Here is a 20356-nt window from a genome sequence, read left to right on the forward strand (position 1 = left end):
AGGAGTGAATAAAATGTCACGGAATAAGCAGCAGCAAGCATATCAAAATACGGCAGTAAATACTGCATCAAGTTCAGAACTGACATTAATGCTGTATAATGGCTGCATCAAGTTTATTAAGCAAGCAATAAAGGATATTGAAGCGAATGACTTTGAAGCAAAAAATACGAATATCCAAAAAGCACAAAACATTATTCGCGAATTAATGATCACGTTAAATCCTCAAGTTGCTATCTCGGAACAAATTATGACACTTTATGAATATATGCTTCACCGCTTAAGAGAAGCAAATATGCATAATGACAACAAAGCGTTGGAGGAAGTGTTAGACTTTACTGTGGAATTTCGCGATACATGGAAACAGGTAATATTGGAAACGAGAAAGAAGCAATATGCTAAGGGTGTACATGTTTAATGAATCGCTTAAACCCATTATTGGAACTTACAGAGAAATTGCATGATATTCTAGAGCAGAAAATGGAGCCTAAAAATCGTGATGTACTAATTTCACAGGTCAATAAGTTAATTGAGGAACGAGGTTTTCAACTGGATAAGCTAACCCCTCCCTACTCAGAGGAAGAAAAAACAACTGGGCAAATGATTATTCAATTAAACCAAGTTATTGAACGAGAAATGTTAGCGTTGTTTAACGATTTAAAATCTGAGATGATGCAAGTGAAAAAGCAGAAACACTCCAATCGTAAATATCGTAATCCTTATGCGACAATGCAAGCAAGCGACGGTATATTTTTAGATCGGAAAAATTAAACACCGCATTTCTAGCACTCTAGAAATGCGGTGTTATTTTTTATACTATAAGAAAGCATAAAATTTTAGGGCTTATCGTATAAGAAAAATTACAGCTTTCGCTAAAGACTTGGCGATAAGCCAAGTTTTTCTAAGGGAACGATATCCGTTTTAAGTTTGCGGATAATTTTTTGAGAGAAGTAGTTTCGTTGTCTAGTTTAAGCGCTCAAGTTGAGCAAATTTCGAACTTTTTCCTACGATAAGTCAACATCGGCTCGAATCTAAAGGAAGGCAGATTAAAAGTGAGCTTTCCGCTCAGAACGGCATCGGCATCCCCCTGTTTTAGAGGCATGTTTTCTTTATCTCGTCAGAAGTTCCCCAGTTTGTATGGCGCTAACCGATTGCTTCTGACATTTGTTATTTTGACTAGGAAATGAACCTAGTCCAACCTGGATAGGCGCTGGAACTCTGATAAGGGCGTGAAGGGACTTGGAGGTGCTAGTTGTTGGCACTTGGATATGGGTATATGGTAAACAAAAATTATCTATAATAAACAACCAACAAATCACCAACGCGAGAAACCTTGCTGCTAACAATATGTCTCGTAATGACAATGCATGTCTACATTCCTTTTTCACAATTCCTAACTAACTTTACATCGAATTTCCTGTGCATAACCACAGGCTAAGATTTGTTTAAAAATATGTAAATATCATGTAAATGGTTGAAACCTATGTACAACAAGTGATACATACCGATTATCTAACAGAGAATTTACATTTTTATAGTTTTAACAGGAAATTCGTCGGGAAACATTGTATAATATAGGTATAAGGTGAAAGGAGGACACTTGTATGAAATTTAACATTCGTGGTGAAAATGTTGAGGTGACAGGGGCTATACGTGACTACGTAGAGAAAAAAATTGGAAAACTAGAAAGGTATTTTGATACTCCACCAACCTCAGAGGTACATGTTAATCTAAGTGTCTATAATGATGAACAGCGAATTGAAGTCACGATTCCGATGACTAATTTATTACTGCGCGGTGAGGTCGAGCATACAGACCTTTATGCTGCGATTGACTTAGTTGTTGATAAACTTGAAAGACAAATTAGAAAACATAAAACGAAAGTGAATAGAAAGTTCAGGCAGAAAGGTTCGCCAAAACATGTCTTTGCAGAATTAGGAAAGGATGCTTTAAATAAGGAAGAAGAGTCTTCTGAAATAGAAATCGTTCGTACAAAAAGGTTTGATTTAAAGCCGATGGATTCAGAAGAAGCGATTCTGCAAATGGATATGCTCGGTCATTCCTTTTTTGTATTTGAAAACGCATCTAATGGTGAAACAAATGTTGTATACCGACGGAACGACGGAAAATACGGCTTAATTGAACCAAATGCATAAAGCGATTACATGTATAAAAAGACAGTCTATGGACTGTCTTTTTATGTTATCGCAGCAAGTTAGTGAAAGTCCTACCTGAGTAAGCGGCAAGACGCTTGATAGCTGACAGGAGACTGGAGAAGAAATTCTAAAGTTTTCGCCCTGTGCAGAGTAACTCTCTTGCTGATGATAGAAAACCTCACGTATAGTTGGATGAGGGCGAACAGGAAAAGGAATCGGTCTGGCTTAGTGAGGTGGAAGACCCTAAAACACGAGGACGAGAAGTCAATATTCAATCCTGTTGTTTACTCTACTACCAAAATGTCGAAATTTGACGATGATAACTCTAAAATCAAAAAATGGCAGTAAATAATTTCGTGTTTAGTAGGTAAAAATACTTTATTGTTCGTAACGATCCTATAAATATTTAAAAATATTGTCGAACACACGCCTAAAATTGAAAAATGGCAATTAGCTAATCAAGTGTTTACATGATATAACTAATATCGAGTGAGGAGGTGGTAAATTGCATAGAAATGAATCGATTCATTTAAACCGATTAAGTAGAAAAATAGATCAACATGAGAAGGCAATTGCACAGCTTGCTGAAATTGTTGGGGTGTTAAATCAAAAGCTCGCTTTATTAAGAAAAAGCGGTAAGCATTAGCAGGATTTTCTGTTAGTCAATTCTTATAATGACGACTTTTAACACGAAGCTTTTGAAAATTTCAATTAAAGTCAAATCATCATAACTATTTCCTCGCTTTATACAAACTTCCTAACTTATCCTCAAAGTTCCCTCTGATGAAAAAAGAGCGGTTCATCCCCTGACCGTTCTTTTTTCTACGTTTCTGAAAAATTATAAATAAGTGTTTTATACTATAGGAAAGGATAAAACTTTAGGCTTTATCCCGCATGTAAGGGCCGTAAGACTCCCACTTCAAAATCTTGAGTTGATACAAAAGGTCTAAGTGGGAGAAAACGGCACCTAAATGCCCGATTCGTTCAACTAACATTCAGTAGGAGATGGAAGAAAACTCCTACTGAATGAAGGTTCATTTTATTTAATAGTTATGCGAATTAGCTTCTTATATGAAATAGCAGATATCAGCATAGAAATTAATTCAACTTATTCACTATAAATAAAATAGTTTTTATCCAAAGATGTACCCACCATTTTTGCTTTTAAAATGTAGACAAGAAGAGGAAGGCTAATTGGAAGTTGTCATCTTTATTTAGAAAGTGTTATGATTAATAATGGCTGATAATAACAAAAAATAAAACATACCGTTTAAAAGGAAAAGCTTTTTATTATAGAAAAGAGTGAATGTTAATGCAGTACATGAAATATGTGAGGGCAACTTATCTTAGCATGACTTTTCCCTTTTACAACGGTAACTCTTTTAGGTTTTGTGATAAAAACGTAAAATGAAAGGATTAGCTGCTCGAAAAAATGAGTACACATAAACGTAATAATTTATTTTACTATAGGAAAGTTTAAAATTTTAGGTTTATCCCGCATGTAAGGTGCCGTAAGATTCCCACTTCAAGATCCTTTAGTTTGATACAAAGAGTCAAGTGGGAGAAAACCCGATTGGTTCAAGGGCCTTTAGGTCCTACCCTTGTGGTACGAACATTCAGTAGGAGAAGGAAGAAAACTCCTACTGAATGAAGTTTCACTTTATAGTATAAGAAAAACTACAGCTTTCGCTAAAGACTTGGCGACAAGCCCGGTTTTTCTAATTGATAAATGTAGAGGTGCATGAATAATGGCTGGAATATTACAGAAAATTTTTGGCGATGGTAATCAACGACAATTGAAACGATTGCAGAAGATCGTTGATAATATTGAAGCATTAGAGTCGGAATATGAAAAACTGTCTGATCAAGAACTACAAAACAAAACAGAAGAATTTAAAACAAGATACGAAGATGGCGAATCACTTGATGATCTGCTTGTTGAAGCTTATGCAGTTGTTCGTGAAGGATCTAAGCGTGTATTAGGTATGCGTCCCTTCCAAACGCAGTTAATGGGAGCAATTGCTCTTCATGAAGGTAATATTGCAGAAATGAAAACTGGTGAAGGGAAAACATTAGCATCCACTATGCCTGCTTATTTAAATGCAATTTCTGGAAAAGGAGTTCATATTATAACCGTTAACGATTATTTGGCTAGCCGTGATGCTAAAGAAATGGGTGTTCTCTATGAATTTCTTGGATTAACAGTCGGTCTTAATGGTAATGGGTTGTCAAAGGAAGAAAAGCGTGAAGCATATCAATGCGATATTACGTATGGGACGAATAATGAGTTTGGTTTTGACTATTTACGAGATAATATGGTTCTATATAAGGAACAAATGGTACAGCGTTCTCTAAACTTTGCCATTATCGATGAGGTGGATTCCATTTTAATTGATGAGGCGAGAACACCATTAATTATTTCCGGATCTGCTAAAAAATCAGCTAATTTATATCAGCAAGCAAACGCCTTTGTAAATACACTCTCGAAAGATGATTACTCCTATGATGAAAAGACAAAAGGAGTACAGCTTACCGAAGAAGGAATTAACAAGGCTGAACGTTATTTTGCTGTTGAAAACTTGTTCGATTTAAAGCATGTTTCGTTAACACACCATATAAATCAAGCACTAAAAGCACATGTTTCGATGCATCGGGATGATGACTATGTCGTGGAAGATGGTGAAGTAATTATTGTCGACCAATTTACAGGTCGTTTAATGAAAGGACGTCGATATAGCGATGGACTACATCAAGCTATCGAAGCAAAAGAGGGATTGCAAATTCAAAATGAAAGTATGACATTAGCCTCCATTACTTTTCAAAACTTCTTCCGTATGTATAACAAGCTTGCTGGGATGACCGGTACTGCGAAAACGGAGGAAGAGGAGTTTAGGAATATATATAATATGGATGTTATTGCAATTCCAACGAACAAACCAGTTATTCGAGAAGACAAGCCCGATTTAATATATAAAACAATGGAAGGCAAATTTAAAGCAGTCATTGAAGAGATTAAACGGAGACATGAAACCGGACAGCCTGTACTAGTTGGTACAGTTGCTGTTGAGACATCTGAGTTGATTTCTAAAATGTTAAAAAGAGCCGGCATCAAGCATGAAGTACTGAATGCGAAAAACCATTTTCGTGAGGCAGAGATTATAGAGAATGCTGGTCAACGCGGTTCAGTAACCATCGCTACAAATATGGCCGGACGTGGTACTGATATTAAACTAGGAGAAGGTGTTGTTGAACTAGGTGGACTTGCTGTTATTGGCACGGAGCGTCATGAATCACGAAGAATTGACAATCAGTTGCGAGGTCGTTCAGGTCGACAAGGAGATCCTGGAGTGTCTCAATTTTATTTGTCCATGGAAGATGAATTAATGCGTCGATTTGGTTCGGATAACTTACGCTCTATGATGGATCGTTTAGGAATGGATGATTCTCAGCCGATTGAAAGTAAGATGGTTTCCCGTGCTGTGGAATCTGCCCAAAAGCGTGTAGAAGGAAATAACTTTGACGCACGTAAAACGGTTCTTGCCTATGATGATGTATTACGAGAACAGCGTGAAATTATTTATAAGCAGCGCTTTGAAGTCATTGAAGCTGATGATGAGCTTCGAGAAATTGTTGAAAATATGATTTTATCTACAGTGGAGCGAGTTGTTACTGCTCATACACAAGATGATGACGAGGACAATTGGGATTATCCGTCCATCGTTGAATTCGTTCAAGGAAATTTGTTGAATGCAGATCAAGTTACAGAAGACGATCTGAAGGGCAAAGATCAAGAAGAAATTATCGAGTGGATTATGGACAAAGTAAAAGCTCGCTACGATGAAAAAGAACAAGAGCTAACAAAAGAACAGATGCGTGAATTTGAAAAGGTTATTGTGTTACGTACGGTTGATACGAAATGGATGGATCATATTGACCAGATGGATCAGCTTCGCCAAGGTATCCATTTGCGAGCATATGGACAAAACGATCCGCTTCGTGAATATCAGTTAGAAGGCTTTGCAATGTTCGAGGAAATGATTAAGAGCATTGAAGAAGAAGTTTCCAAATATATTATGAAAGCAGAAATCCGCGATAATTTACAGCGACAAGAAGTTGTTAAAAATACACAAGCTATTTCTGGTGGACAAGAAGAGAAAAAGAAAACACGCAAACCATTTGTAAAAAAACAAGATATCGGTAGAAATGATCCTTGCCCATGTGGAAGTGGGAAAAAATATAAAAATTGTCACGGTAGATAATAAGTAAAAGCACTCCCATTTTTTGGATGGGGAGTGCTTTCCTTCCGCTTTCTGATAAAATGCACATGGGTTTAACAAAATAAAAATCAGTAGACAATGTTTGAGGTGATTGCATTGGAATTAGTTGAAATTAAAAATGAATTAGATAAGATGCGTAATCGAATTAATGATTTTAGGGGGTCTCTTTGACTTAGAAGCCAAAACAGCCCGGATTAAGGAATTAGAACTGCAAATGACTGCTCCTGGTTTTTGGGATAACCAAGATAAAGCACAACAGATTATTAATGAAGTAAACCATTTAAAAGAGTATGTGAACAGCTTTTCTGAACTAGAGACAGAGCATGATAATTTAGTAGTTTCTTATGAGCTTGTGAAGGAAGAAAGTGATCAGGAATTATTTGACGAATTAATTGAAGAACTTCAGCAATTGCGAAAAAAACTGAATGATTTTGAATTACAAATTTTATTAAGCGAACCGTATGATCAGAATAATGCAATTTTGGAGCTTCATCCAGGAGCTGGTGGTACGGAGTCTCAGGATTGGGGCAGCATGTTATTAAGAATGTATCAGCGCTGGGCAGAGAAGAAAAATTTCCAAGTAGAGACAATCCACTATTTAGCTGGTGATGAAGCTGGAATAAAGAGTGTAACATTGCTTATTAAAGGACATAATGCGTATGGTTATTTGAAAGCAGAAAAAGGTGTCCATCGATTGGTCCGCATATCGCCATTCGATTCATCCGGAAGACGTCATACATCATTTGTCTCTTGTGATGTTACCCCTGAATTTAATGATGATGTGGACATTGAAGTAAAACCAGAGGATATTAAAATCGATACGTATCGGGCTAGCGGAGCAGGTGGTCAACACGTAAATACCACAGATTCTGCTGTTCGAATTACCCATATTCCGACCAATATTATAGTGACATGTCAGAATGAACGTTCACAGATAAAAAACCGCGAATCAGCCATGAAAATGTTAAAGTCAAAATTATACCAACTAGAAATTGAAAAACAACGGCAAGAGTTAGCCGAGATTCGTGGTGAACAGAAAGAAATCGGCTGGGGCAGCCAAATTCGTTCTTACGTATTCCATCCATACTCGATGGTGAAGGATCATCGTACCAATTTAGAAATTGGTAATACACAATCCGTAATGGATGGTGATATTGACCCATTTATCGATGCTTACTTACGTCAGCAAGTAAATTAAAGTGGAGGATAGATCTCCACTTTATGTCTAACGTGGTTCTCCTTCTGAAAAATCATTGAAAATGCATATCTCGGCAACAAAAGGTATGTTTGTAATGAAGATAAATTATTTCATAAATTAGTCATAATTAGCTTCTGGCATTGATATGACTGCTTCAGCCATCAACCAATAGCAATATTTGGTAACTGAAAGAGTTTTAAAAGCTATAGAATCAGTTATAATAGAGTTGATGAACTATTAATCAATTTTCTGTTAGGGGGATGAAGCTATGAAAAAGTGGCTATTAGCAATGCTTTTTGGCTCGACATTAGTGCTAGGTGCATGTGGGGGCGGTAATGATGACGATGCATCAAAAGAGCCAGCTGATAAAGGAGATGCTAATACGGAAGAATCTGCTGAAAAAGAAGGCGGTGCTGTAGATACCGCTTCTGCTGAAAAAGTGTATGAAAGTAACTGTGCAAGCTGTCACGGCGCAGATTTATCTGGAGCGAATGGTCCAGATTTAACGAAGGTTGGTTCAAAGCTTTCTTCTGATGAAATTGCTGACATTATTGAAAACGGCCAAGGAAGTATGCCTCCAGGTATGGCAGAAGGTGACGACGTTCAGCTACTTGCAAGCTGGTTGGCAGAAAAGAAATAATTATAAATGAAAGCAAAACCTGCTTGATGGTTGTGAAATCATGAAGCAGGTTTTTTTATACTATAGGAAATTAAAAAACTTTAGGCTTTATCCCGCGTGTAAGGTGCCGTAAGACTCCTGCTTCAAGAGCCTTTAGTTGATACAAAGGGTCAAAGTAGGGGAAAACGGCACCTAAATGCCCGATTGGTTCAAGGGCCTTTAGGTCATACCCTTGTGGTACTAACATTCAGTAGGAGAGGGAAGAAAACTCCTACTGAATGAAGTTTCACTTTATCCCGCATGTAAGGTGCCGTAAGACTCCTACTTCAAGAGCCTTTAGTTGATACAAAGGGTCAAAGTAGGAGAAAACGGCACCTAAATGCCCGATTCGTTCAAACTAACATTCCGTGTAAAAAGCATTCACGGAATGAAGTTTCACTTTATCGTATAAGAAAAACGATAGCTTTCTTTCTTCATAAAGACTTGGCGACAAGCAAGTTTTTCTAATGTGTTAAAAAAGTGCAGAAGTAGAATTACAGACGTAAAAATAATTTGGGCTGATTACGTTTTTAAGTGTATCGCAAATACACAGATGCAAGTTCATCATAAAGAAAGCAAAGTATCCATCTTTTATCATTTCTATAGGATAACCTGGAAGCACAAAAGGATACGGTAGTAAAAAAAATTATTTGAAAATTCGTATATTCGAATAATAGAAATAGGTAAATATACCCTTGACATTACTAAATATAACAAAGTATTACGCAAAACACCGACTTTTGAAATGTAAATGTAATAATTTTATGTCTAAAAATCGTGGCGAAAGATGTTATAATAGGGTTTGAAACTAATAAGGTTAATTATATTAATAGAAACTACAACGAAGAATCAACAACTAATAGATAAAGGTGATTTTACGATGATACAGATGAAAGATGTACATAAAGTATATGATAACGGTGTTACGGCATTAAGTGGCATAAACATAGATATTAAACGCGGTGAATTTGTTTACATAGTTGGACCAAGCGGTGCAGGAAAATCTACTTTTATTAGGTTGATATTTAGAGAAGTAAAACCAACGCAAGGGACTATTTATGTAAACTCTGTAAATATTAATGAGCTAAAAGAAAAGAAAGTTCCGTTTCTTCGCAGGGATGTCGGAGTTGTTTATCAGGATTTTAAACTATTGCCTAAACTAACAGTCTATGAAAATGTTGCGTTTGCAATGGAAGTTATTGAGTCCCCACCGACTATTATTCGAACTAGAGTAATGGAGGTTCTGGATCAAGTAGGTCTAAAACATAAGGCGAGATCGTTTCCTGATGAATTGTCCGGTGGAGAACAGCAACGTGTATCTATTGCCAGAGCGATTGTTAATCATCCAAAGATTGTAATTGCTGATGAGCCAACAGGAAATCTAGACCCAGATACATCGTGGGGAATTATGAAAATATTGCAAGAAATAAATGATAGAGGTACAACGGTTATTATGGCAACACATAGTAAAGAAATTGTTAATACATTTAAAAACCGAGTAGTCGCAATAGAGGGCGGAGTAATTGTCAGAGATGAACAACGAGGTGATTACGGCTATGAAGTTTAGAACATTAGTGCGTCATTTACGCGAAGGAATTAAAAGTATTGGCCGTAATGGCTGGATGACAGTAGCTTCTATAGGTGCTGTTACAACAACATTGATTTTAGTAGCTGTCTTTTTGGCGGTAATGCTTAATTTGAATCAAATGGCTGACAATATTGAAAATGATGTTCAAATCGATGTAATGATTGAACCAACCGCTGGGCAAGAAGATATTCAAAATTTGGGAAAAACGATTCAGCAAATTGCTGGGGTAGAATCGGCAGTGTTCTCTTCTAAAGACGATGAGTTGAAAAAATTAATTAACAGCATGGGCGAAGATGGAGAAGCCTGGGAAATGTTTGAACAGGATAACCCGTTAAATCACGTATATATTGTCAAAACCAATGACCCTAAAGACACTGTTGCCGTAGCGAAGAAGCTTGAGGGAATGGATAATGTCCAGAAGGTTGTTTACGGTCAAGGGGTCGTGGAAAGGCTGTTTGAATTTAATAAATATGCAAGAACGGTTGGGCTAGTTTTAATTATAGGATTAATATTTACAGCCATTTTCCTGATTTCTAACACGATAAAAATAACGATTATGGCTCGTAGTAAAGAAATTGGCATTATGAAACTAGTAGGGGCGACCAATGGCTTTATTCGATGGCCATTTTTGGTGGAAGGCCTTCTTCTCGGGGTATTAGGTTCGATTATACCGATCCTCGTAGTCCTGACCGGATATTACTATTTGGAAAATGTCGTTAGTAAGCAAATACGTTATAAATTTGTCGAATTCTTGCCTTATACTCCGTTTGTATATCAGCTCTCGCTAATTATATTAGCAATTGGAGCAGTTATTGGTGTTTGGGGAAGCTTGATGAGTGTTCGTAAATATTTAAAGGTGTAGTTGTTTCCTGCGAACACATAAACTTCGCTATTTGAGGTTAAGTTGTTAATCAAAAAATCATGAGTAGAGATGGCTAACCTCTCTACTCATAAAAATAGATTTATATAACAAGAGGAAGGGGAAGGAATATAATGAAAAAGTTTCCAGTATTATTATCAACTATGTTAGCAGCTTCTACGATAACTTTATCTACGACTTCTATATCCGCTGAGACAACGAATGACCTCAACAAGAAGATTAATGAGCTCGAACAGCAACAAAAAGAGCTGGAAAATAAAAGAAGTAATCTTCAAGGTGACTCTGATAAAGCAGATAAAAAAATTAAAGCTAATCTCAATAAGCAAAACTCTGTAGAAACAGATATGAATTCGCTAGATAAAGAGCTTGAAACTACGATGGAACAAATTAAAACGAAAGAATCCAAGATTGATGAAACAAATAAACAAATGGAACAATTAACAGCTCAAATCGAAAAATTAAAAAATGAAATAGTTGTTTTACAGGAACGGATAAAAAAACGCGAAGCAATGTTAAAAGATAGGTTGCGTAATATTCAAGAGAACGGCGGAGAAATGAAATACATAGAAGTAATTTTGGGATCAAAAAGCTTTGGAGATTTCATCAGTCGTTCCACGGCTGTAAATACAATTATGGATCAAGATAAATCAATTATGGAACAGCATACGGCAGATAAGGTTGCCGTAGAAAAAAATAAAGTAGACGTAGAGAACAAAAAAGGTGAAGTTGAGCAGAAAAAGCGCTTATTACAAGGGCAAAAACAAGAACTAGTTGCATTAAAAGGAAAATTAAGTGACCAGTTGTCAGAAAAAGAAACATTGATGGCTAGTCTACAAGATGAACAAAAAGAATTAGAACAATACAAAGTAAGTGTTGAAAAAGAGCAGGAAATTCTAGCTAACCAAGCTGCTGCAGCTGAAAAAGCAAAACAACTTGCGCAAGCGCAAAAAAGTGAATTAGAACAATTAGCAAAACAAAAAGCAGAGCAGCAACAAACGAAGCGATCAAGTGGTGCAGCAAAATCATCAGGTGGAAGCTCATCATCCAACGGCGGATCATCATCTTCCGCTGGTTCAAGTCCGAGTGTTTCAGCGCCTGATTCCAGTTCAACACCTTCAAAGACTGGTTCAGGCCTGAGTTACCCAGTTTCAGCTGGTATTACTTCTGGTTATGGTCATCGCTGGGGAGAATTGCATGCAGGGATTGACTTTGGTGTGCCAATTGGAACGCCAGTACGAACTGCAGCCCCGGGTGTTGTCATTCAAACAAATACAGATGGACAACCTGGTATGTCTGGATATGGCAATGTTGTATTAGTTTCCCACTATATTAATGGAACTTCTTATACAACACTGTATGCTCACTTAGATAGTATTAATGTAAGCCAGGGTCAGACAGTGAGCGCTGGTCAAGTTATTGGCAGCTCTGGTAATACCGGTCAATCTACTGGTCCGCATTTGCATTTTGAAGTACATCGCGGTGGCTGGAATGCAGCAAAAAGTAATTCTATTGACCCTTTAAGTATGTTGAACTAAATGAATAATAAGAAAAACATCAAGTCAAATTCAATTTGACTTGATGTTTTTTCTATAGGAACCTGTATAATTACATAATAAGGTAAGTGAAAATTATAGTCATAAATAAATGTTCGTGTTATGCTTTCCTTATGCGTTTCAAAAGTTAAACGAACTTTTTTAGCTTTAACTGGGGAATCGTGTTACAGTGATATATATTAAATATTGGCTTTCTAAAAGATTTTATATAACGTTAATTACGGAAGTTTCATTTTCTGAGTAATCTATGAGGTAAGTAAGGAAGTCGGTTATGTTCTGGAAGTTAAAAGCTTGTTTTAAATTGTTCTGTATGGATCGTGAAAGTTCTAGTGTCAATCAAGTTGCAAATGGAATGTGTCGATAATTAAGAATAAATGTTACATTTTTATGATATGCTACATGAACTGTTAGATGTGGATCACGAATTAAAATGTTAAAATAGTTGAGGTGAAATAATGAAATTAAGAAAGCTACATATTGCATTACTTCTTATCGTAGCGTTAGTACTTGGACTGGTTGGTGGATATGTTGGAGTGAAGTTAGCACAGACAAAAACACCACAAATGAAACAATCTGCCAGCCTAGTTGAGGAAACAAATGATTCTGATACGAATCGTTCAACAAATGTAGAGAAAATAGACCAAGCGTTTCAATTAATTAAAGAAAATTACTTGGAAGATGTAGAAGATAAGCAATTGATAGAAGGAGCCATTCAGGGAATGCTTGCTACGTTAAAAGATCCATATAGCGCTTATATGGATGCGGAAACAATGAAGCAGTTCAACGAACAAATCGAGTCTTCCTTTGAAGGGATTGGCGCCGAAATTAACAAAATAGACGATGTATTAACGATTGTTGCACCAATAAAAGACTCACCAGCAGAAAAATCAGGTTTGCGACCAAATGACCAAGTTCTCGAAGTGGATGGTAAAAGCATTGAAGGATTAAGTCAAAATGAAGCAGTGGCTAAAATTCGTGGAGAAAAAGGTTCTAAAGTAAAGCTGAAAATACGTCGTCCGGGAGTTAAAGACACTTTTAATGTAACTATTGTAAGAGATACGATTCCGCTTGAAACTGTTTATAGTAAAACAGAAACGATCAACGGCAAAAAAACAGGCATACTAGAAGTTACTAACTTCTCTGAACATACTGCTGAAGAATTTAATGAACAGCTGCAAACGATGGAAAAGGATGGAATTGAAGGCTTGGTTATCGATGTTCGGGGCAATCCGGGTGGACTACTAAATGTAGTAGAAGATATGTTAAAACAATTTGTTCCAAAAGACATGCCTTATTTGCAAGTAGAGGATCAAGACGGTAAAAAGACTCCGTATTATTCAGACTTGAAAAAGAAAAAAGAATATCCGATTAGTGTTATTATTGATGAAGGAAGTGCTTCTGCTTCGGAAATTTTAGCAGTCGCATTGAAAGAAATGGATTATGACATTGTTGGACAGCCGAGCTTTGGAAAAGGAACGATTCAACAAGCTGTACCATTAGGCGACGACAGCACTATCAAATTAACACTGTTTAAATGGCTCTCACCTAAGGGAAATTGGATCCACGAAAAAGGTGTGAAGCCGACAGTAGAAGTAAAACAGCCTGAATATTATTACACAAGTCCGGTTCAAATTGAGGAACCATTGACGGAAGATCAAACTGACGATAAAATAAAAAATATACAAATTATGTTAGAGGGCTTAGATTACAAGACCGGTAGAACAGATGGCTATTTTAATTCACAAACCAAAGAAGCTGTAAAGCAGTTTCAAACAGATAATGGCTTAACAGCTACTGGCAAGATTGATGAAAAAACAGCAAAGTCAATTGAGACGAAGATCATCGATAGGATTCGAAATGGTAAAGATGATCAACAACTGGAAAAAGCGTTAAAGGAACTATACCGTTAAATAAAAGAAAAGATGATAAATGTTGGTTGTAATCCGCGGGGAATTATCTCGCGGATTTTTCCCGAATAGGCTTAAGACAAGCCAGCAGCAATTCAAATTTCAGATAAGAAAGATGTAATGATACATTAGAACAATAGCATAGGCGTTCGTTTAGAATTTAAACATAATAAGCATTTTTACAAATGTGAGAAATACGCCTCCTAACATTCGAGATAAAGAAAACATGCTCTAAACAGGGATATGCCGAGGCCTGAACGCAAGCTCACTTTTAGTCGGCTTTCCTTTAGATTCGAGCCGATGTTGACTTATCGTAGCGTAGGAAGAAAATCGAAGTTTGTTAGTTGTTGAGCTCATAAGCGAGGCGAAGCTATTTTAAAAAAATATTCACCATGGAGAATCGGATCTGGTTTCCTAAATGGAAATAAAATTGCGCTAAGGAAAAATGTAGCAATGAGGTGATTAGAGATGTGGGAAGCATGGCTAGTTGAAAGCGCAAAAGGAATAGGACGATTATTTTTAACCCCGTTATTATATTGGGCTGTTTTACTAGTTCTTTTGGCTGGAGCAAAAAGAATTAAGAGCGAAAGACTGGATTTTGGCATTAAAATTTATGATTTGTTCTCTGAGTGGAAGCATACGTTGTTGCCTGCTGTGCTGATGGGTTTGGCACTTTCAGCTTTTACAGTTGGTGTCGGAGTTGTTCTTTCCATTCCTGCTATTTTGCTTCTTAGTATCATTACAATCCTTGTTAGTATAAATGGCAAGTTCTCATTCCTTTCAGCAAGTTATACATTAGGAATAACTTATCTATTCCTGTTATTTCTTCCAGAGTTGGCAAAACAACTTCCTTTTTTACAGTCTGAATGGATTGGGGATATAAATCTTTCTGGTTTAGTAAGCTTATTAGCTTTATTATTATTAGCTGAAAGTTTGCTTTTATTTAGAGCACGAAATGATATTAGTTATCCAGAATTAAGTCTAGGACATCGTGGTGGTTGGATCGGTCAACATCGCTTGAAAAAAATGACTGTCCTTCCTTTTTTTACACTCCTACCCACTGGTTCAATCACACCATTTGCTGATTATTGGCCATACTTTACAATTGGTGGAGAGGAATATAGTTTGATACTTATTCCGTTTATACTAGGTTTTGAACAGGTAGTTAGGGGGCAGGAACCCAAAATAGCAGCTGTAAAGATAGCTCGTTCTACATTGCTTCTAAGTATTTTAGTTGGCTTATTTGCATGCTTAAGTATTTATTATTCTTGGGCTTCTCTTATCGGAGTTGTCGTTGCTGTTATCGGTAGAGAGCTTATTAATTATCTTCATCGTATGAAAGACGAAGCCAAGTCCGGCTTTTTTCAATCAACGGATCAAGCATTAAAGATACTTGTTGTGCTACCAAATTCGCCTGCTGACCGTATGGAAATAGAAGCAGGTGAATGGATAACAAAGGTAAATGGCAGAAAAGTTAATAGCATGGCGCAGTTTTATGAGGCATTGCAAACAAATGGAGCTTTTTTTAAATTAGAAGTCATTAATAAAGCTGGAGAGGTGCGTATACTTCAGGGGGCTTGGTATGAAGGGGATCACCATGGATTAGGAATTCTATGCACCAGTACACCGCATTATAAAGAAAAAAATAACATTGTTTGAAATAGTAACATAATTTAACCTGACTTTGAGATGATAAAAATTCTAAAAAGGCAGGTTTTTTTACACTATAGAAAAGTATAAAACTTTACGGTTTATCGTATAAGAAAAACGATAGATTTCGCTATATGGACTTGGCGACAAGCCAAGTTTTTCTTATACGTTAAAAAGGGGATGTACTTAAGAGATAATTTCGATGTCGTAAAAACGAAAAGAAAAGTTAACAGTTTCTAAACCCAACGGGTGATCGATTAACAGTATGGAATTCTGTTTTGATTAAGAAACTAACACAAACAAAGATGGCTTTCTCCAAGAACTTCCTTTAATAATTTGAACTATATATATACAAACTAATCGTAAGTAAAGTTTTGGAGTGTTAATCATGTTAATAAAGAGCTGTTTGTTAAGCTTTTGGACAAGGATCGATCCTATTTATTTTGCCTGTTCCAGATTAACCTATATTGTTGACCCCAATCAAAACCGAACCGTGTTACGGGCGAGATTGACGAAATATAAAGGAGCAACTGTAGTACTATCTGATGGAACCGTGCTACAAAAAAATGATATCCTACTTAAAATACATCTACACAACGTAAAACTGTTAAAAGAATTATCTACCGTTACCAACGATATAAAACGTGCCGTATTCATTTATCATATTATTAAGCAAGCAATGCCCAGCTTAGCAATGTATATTCAATCACACCCAAGCAGTGAAAAAGTTAAGGGTGTTATTGGTATAACCAATTTATCAAGAGGAGCAGAGCGTCTCGGTTTTGAAAAAGCTCCGTTGAAAAATGCGCTTTATCGATTTTTTAAACAGGTGACTTTACTCCCAATTAATTCGTTTACGGGAACTAAAAAAATCAATCCTGTATATTTGTTCATGTCAAAAAGGAAACTATTAACTATATATGCAAGAGAAGAATCCATAAAACTATAGAGAATAGGATGGAACAATCAATGAATCGTAGCCAACAAGTAGATGCCTTGTTTTTCCCCTTTCTACAAATTCCAAGCGGACACCATCATGTTGCTGATGCCTTAATAACAGAATATAAGCAAGTTTATCCAACAAAATCTGTACAAAAAATAGATATACTCGCTTATGGCTATGGAAATATTGAAAAACTCGTATCTTCTATTTATCTTAAATGGATTACTCATTTTCCCAACCTGTATGATCGGTTGTATTCCCAACTGGCCTATAAGCAACCACTGAAACGAACAAGACAACGGCATTATGAATTAATTTTTCGTTCAGTTGTGAAGAAGTTAATGAAGGAAGCCCAACCGGAGATGATATTTTTTACCCATGCATTACCTTCCAATATAGTTAGCGTATTGAAACAGGAAGGAATAGTAACTGCGACCACAGTCAATGTTTACACGGATTTTTTTATAAATTGTCTATGGGGAATTAACGGAATTGATTATCATTTTGTTCCATCCATTGCTATGAGAGATGTTTTAATACGTCTGGGAGTAAAGAAAAAAAATATCTTTATTACAGGCATTCCGATTCATCCAGCCCTTTCAAAAAACGATTTTGTAGCTAAGAAGAAACGGAGAATTAAGCTACTAATTAGTGGTGGCAGTTTAGGAACCGGGGGTATTCAGCATTTATTATCATCTGTACATTTGTCGAGGCTGGAGCATGTATATGTATTATGTGGAAAGAATCATGAACTATATAACCAGCTTATCTCAGCCAACCATCCTAACATAACTCCATTAACGTATATAAGTTCAAAAAAGCAAATTAATCAATTATATGAACAGGTAGATGCTGTTGTTACGAAACCGGGTGGAGTGACGATCAGTGAATCCCTAATGAAAGGCAAGCCAATCTTTGTTTGTGATGCATTACCAGGACAAGAACGAATTAATTTACAGGAGCTAACTCGTTTATGTTTAGTTCAACAACTTGATAAAAGGAAGTCATTTGAACAGCAAATTTTCGATTTTTTTGTTAATATAGATAGACAACAACAGTTTTACCAGCATCTGGATGCATATTTCCACGCTATGGATAAAGAATCCATTACGAGCATTATAAAACGAATTAGCCAACACACGATCGATAATCGAAGTCGGGAAATTAATTAAATAAAATTATAGAGCTATGAGCACGATCCAGTGCTGATAGTTTTTTACTGTTTAGGACAACTATATCCGTTGTACATGATGGATACCTTTTTGAAAATTATAGCACAAGCCTTCGTGCAGCTAGCAACCTTCGATCCCCTTCCTATCATTTTTAACATTGGCTCGAATCTAAAGGAAAGCCGACTAAAAGCGGGCTTGCTGTTCAGGCGTAGGTATCCCCTGTTTTAGAGGCATGTTTTCTAATCCCGAATGTAAAGAGTCGTATTTTCCATTGCCAATTTCTTTATCTTCACCTAAAAACAAACGAATATTTGTTCGTTTTTCTGTTAAAATGAACAAGTTTTATGGTAGAATAAAAAATAGTTAACGACGGATCGGAGGAGAAAACTAGTGCGGAATCAGTTTGAACTAGTGGCCAACTATGAACCAAGAGGAGATCAACCTCAAGCAATTAAAGAAATCGTGGAACGGGTAAAGGCTGGTCAGAGGCATCAAACATTGTTGGGTGCCACGGGTACAGGAAAAACCTTTACCATGTCCAATGTCATAAAGGAATTAAACCGGCCAACGTTAGTGATTGCTCATAATAAAACATTAGCTGGCCAGTTATACAGTGAGTTTAAAGAGTTTTTTCCTAATAATGCGGTAGAGTACTTTGTTAGCTATTATGATTACTATCAACCAGAGGCATATGTACCTTCTACCGATACATTTATTGAAAAAGATGCAAGTATCAATGATGAAATAGATAAGCTCAGACACTCAGCTACCTCCGCGTTGTTTGAACGGAGAGATGTGCTTATCGTTGCAAGTGTGTCTTGTATTTACGGGTTAGGTTCGCCCGAGGAATATAAAAGTCAAGTGCTGTCTATTCGAGCTGGCATGGAAAAAGACCGTGATCAATTGTTACGTGAGCTTGTAAGTATTCAATACGCCCGCAATGATATTAATTTTCAGCGTGGAACGTTTCGAGTACGGGGCGATTCTGTAGAAATTATACCGGCATCCAAAGAAGAACATTGTATTCGGATTGAGTTTTTTGGTGATGAGGTGGATCGCATTCGTGAAGTTGATGCACTAACTGGAGAAATAATTGGCGACAGAGAGCATGTCGCTGTTTTCCCGGCGTCCCACTTCGTAACTAGAGAGGAAAAGATGAAGCTTGCGATTAAAAATATTGAAAAGGAACTGGAGGAACGGCTAAAAGAACTCCGAGATCAAGGGAAGTTGCTTGAAGCACAGCGTCTGGAACAACGTACGAATTATGATTTAGAAATGATGAATGAGATGGGTTTTTGTTCAGGTATTGAAAATTACTCACGCCATCTCACGTTGCGTGAACCAGGTTCGACACCATATACATTGCTCGATTATTTTCCCGATGATTTTCTAGTTTTTATCGATGAATCACATGTTACATTGCCACAGATTCGTGGAATGTATAATGGGGACCAGGCTCGTAAACAAGTGTTAGTTGACCATGGATTTAGACTGCCATCTGCGTTGGATAACCGGCCATTACGTTTTGAGGAGTTTGAAAAAGCGACGAATCAGCTCGTGTACGTTTCTGCTACCCCAGGTCCATATGAATTGGAACATTCGCCTGTAATGACAGAACAAATCATTCGCCCAACGGGATTATTAGATCCAATTGTCGAGGTACGTCCAATTGAAGGACAAATCGATGATTTAATTGGCGAAATCCATAAACGTACAGAGAAAAATGAGCGTGTGCTTGTAACTACCTTGACGAAGAAAATGTCTGAAGATCTCACCGATTATTTAAAAGAGATTGGAATCAAAGTTGCTTATTTGCATTCAGAAATTAAGACATTAGAACGAATCGAGTTAATTCGTGATTTGCGGATTGGCAAATATGATGTACTTGTTGGCATAAATTTATTACGTGAAGGTCTAGATATTCCAGAAGTTTCGTTAGTTGCTATTTTGGATGCAGATAAGGAAGGATTCCTGCGTTCAGAACGATCTCTGATTCAGACGATGGGACGAGCAGCTCGTAATGAAAATGGCATGGTTATCATGTATGCAGATAGAATAACAAATTCGATGCGAGTGGCTATTGATGAGACAAATCGACGCCGTGAAAAGCAGAAGGAACATAATAAAAAGCATCATATCACACCAACTACAATTAAAAAGGAAGTAAGAGATGTTATACGAGCAACTGTTGCCGCAGAAGAACAAGAAAGTTATGAAACTACAACGAAAAGCATTAGTAATTTAACTAAGAAAAGTAAAGAAAAAGTAATTGCCGACATGGAAAAAGAAATGAAGGAAGCCGCTAAAGCACTGGACTTTGAAAAAGCGGCAGAGCTTCGTGATATTATACTTGAATTAAAAGCAGGAAGGTGATGAA

At 36.7% G+C, this 20356-nt stretch carries 15 protein-coding genes; all 15 read left to right on the forward strand.

What is annotated here, in order from left to right:
- Positions 1–13: 13 nt before the first annotated feature.
- A complete protein-coding gene (gene fliS / locus JNUCC74_RS06170; protein ID WP_454067327.1) occupies positions 14–415 on the forward strand; it encodes a flagellar export chaperone FliS in 402 nt (133 codons plus the stop codon).
- Positions 415–768 carry a flagellar protein FliT gene (locus JNUCC74_RS06175; protein ID WP_454067328.1) on the forward strand — a complete coding sequence of 118 codons (354 nt, stop codon included), beginning with the start codon at positions 415–417 and terminating at the stop codon, positions 766–768. Before fliS ends, JNUCC74_RS06175 begins: the two co-directional genes overlap by 1 nt.
- Positions 769–1601: 833 nt before the next feature.
- Positions 1602–2153, forward strand: coding sequence for a ribosome hibernation-promoting factor, HPF/YfiA family (gene hpf / locus JNUCC74_RS06180; protein ID WP_454067329.1), 552 nt, complete (start codon positions 1602–1604; stop codon positions 2151–2153).
- Between the two features lie 505 nt (positions 2154–2658).
- Positions 2659–2799 (forward strand): hypothetical protein, encoded by a 141-nt coding sequence (locus JNUCC74_RS06185; protein ID WP_454067330.1) that lies wholly within the window; start codon positions 2659–2661, stop codon positions 2797–2799.
- Between the two features lie 1102 nt (positions 2800–3901).
- Complete coding sequence (gene secA / locus JNUCC74_RS06190) at positions 3902–6412, forward strand: preprotein translocase subunit SecA (protein ID WP_454067331.1); 2511 nt, start codon at positions 3902–3904, stop codon at positions 6410–6412.
- Between the two features lie 114 nt (positions 6413–6526).
- Positions 6527–7628 (forward strand): peptide chain release factor 2 gene (gene prfB / locus JNUCC74_RS06195; RefSeq protein ID WP_454067332.1). Its coding sequence is split into 2 segments (ribosomal slippage): positions 6527–6598 and positions 6600–7628, totalling 1101 coding nucleotides; the frame shifts between segments, so codons are not numbered across the junction.
- Between the two features lie 268 nt (positions 7629–7896).
- Positions 7897–8268, forward strand: a complete 372-nt coding sequence (gene cccB, locus JNUCC74_RS06200) for a cytochrome c551 (protein WP_077320012.1) — start codon at positions 7897–7899, stop codon at positions 8266–8268.
- A gap of 898 nt (positions 8269–9166) precedes the next feature.
- Positions 9167–9853: a cell division ATP-binding protein FtsE gene (gene ftsE / locus JNUCC74_RS06205; RefSeq protein ID WP_454067333.1), complete on the forward strand. Its 687-nt coding sequence runs from the start codon at positions 9167–9169 to the stop codon at positions 9851–9853.
- The gene (ftsX, locus tag JNUCC74_RS06210) at positions 9843–10736 is read left to right on the forward strand and encodes a permease-like cell division protein FtsX (protein WP_454067334.1); all 894 of its coding nucleotides are present in this window, start codon (positions 9843–9845) and stop codon (positions 10734–10736) included. The genes ftsE and ftsX overlap by 11 nt, the downstream gene beginning before the upstream one ends.
- Before the next feature lie 131 nt (positions 10737–10867).
- Positions 10868–12289, forward strand: a complete 1422-nt coding sequence (locus JNUCC74_RS06215) for a murein hydrolase activator EnvC family protein (RefSeq protein WP_454067335.1) — start codon at positions 10868–10870, stop codon at positions 12287–12289.
- Between the two features lie 473 nt (positions 12290–12762).
- Positions 12763–14217, forward strand: coding sequence for a S41 family peptidase (locus JNUCC74_RS06220; RefSeq protein ID WP_077320016.1), 1455 nt, complete (start codon positions 12763–12765; stop codon positions 14215–14217).
- Positions 14218–14682: 465 nt separating this feature from the next.
- Positions 14683–15873 (forward strand): PDZ domain-containing protein, encoded by a 1191-nt coding sequence (locus tag JNUCC74_RS06225; RefSeq protein WP_454067336.1) that lies wholly within the window; start codon positions 14683–14685, stop codon positions 15871–15873.
- 379 nt (positions 15874–16252) lie between these two features.
- On the forward strand, positions 16253–16813 hold the full coding sequence (locus JNUCC74_RS06230) for a YkoP family protein (protein ID WP_454067337.1): 561 nt from the start codon (positions 16253–16255) through the stop codon (positions 16811–16813).
- A 20-nt stretch (positions 16814–16833) separates the two neighbouring features.
- Positions 16834–17979 carry an MGDG synthase family glycosyltransferase gene (locus JNUCC74_RS06235; protein ID WP_454067338.1) on the forward strand — a complete coding sequence of 382 codons (1146 nt, stop codon included), beginning with the start codon at positions 16834–16836 and terminating at the stop codon, positions 17977–17979.
- A 390-nt stretch (positions 17980–18369) separates the two neighbouring features.
- On the forward strand, positions 18370–20352 hold the full coding sequence (gene uvrB, locus JNUCC74_RS06240; protein WP_454067339.1) for an excinuclease ABC subunit UvrB: 1983 nt from the start codon (positions 18370–18372) through the stop codon (positions 20350–20352).
- The last annotated feature ends 4 nt before the right edge of the window (positions 20353–20356 follow it).

The organism is Cerasibacillus sp. JNUCC 74, from assembly GCF_053667775.1.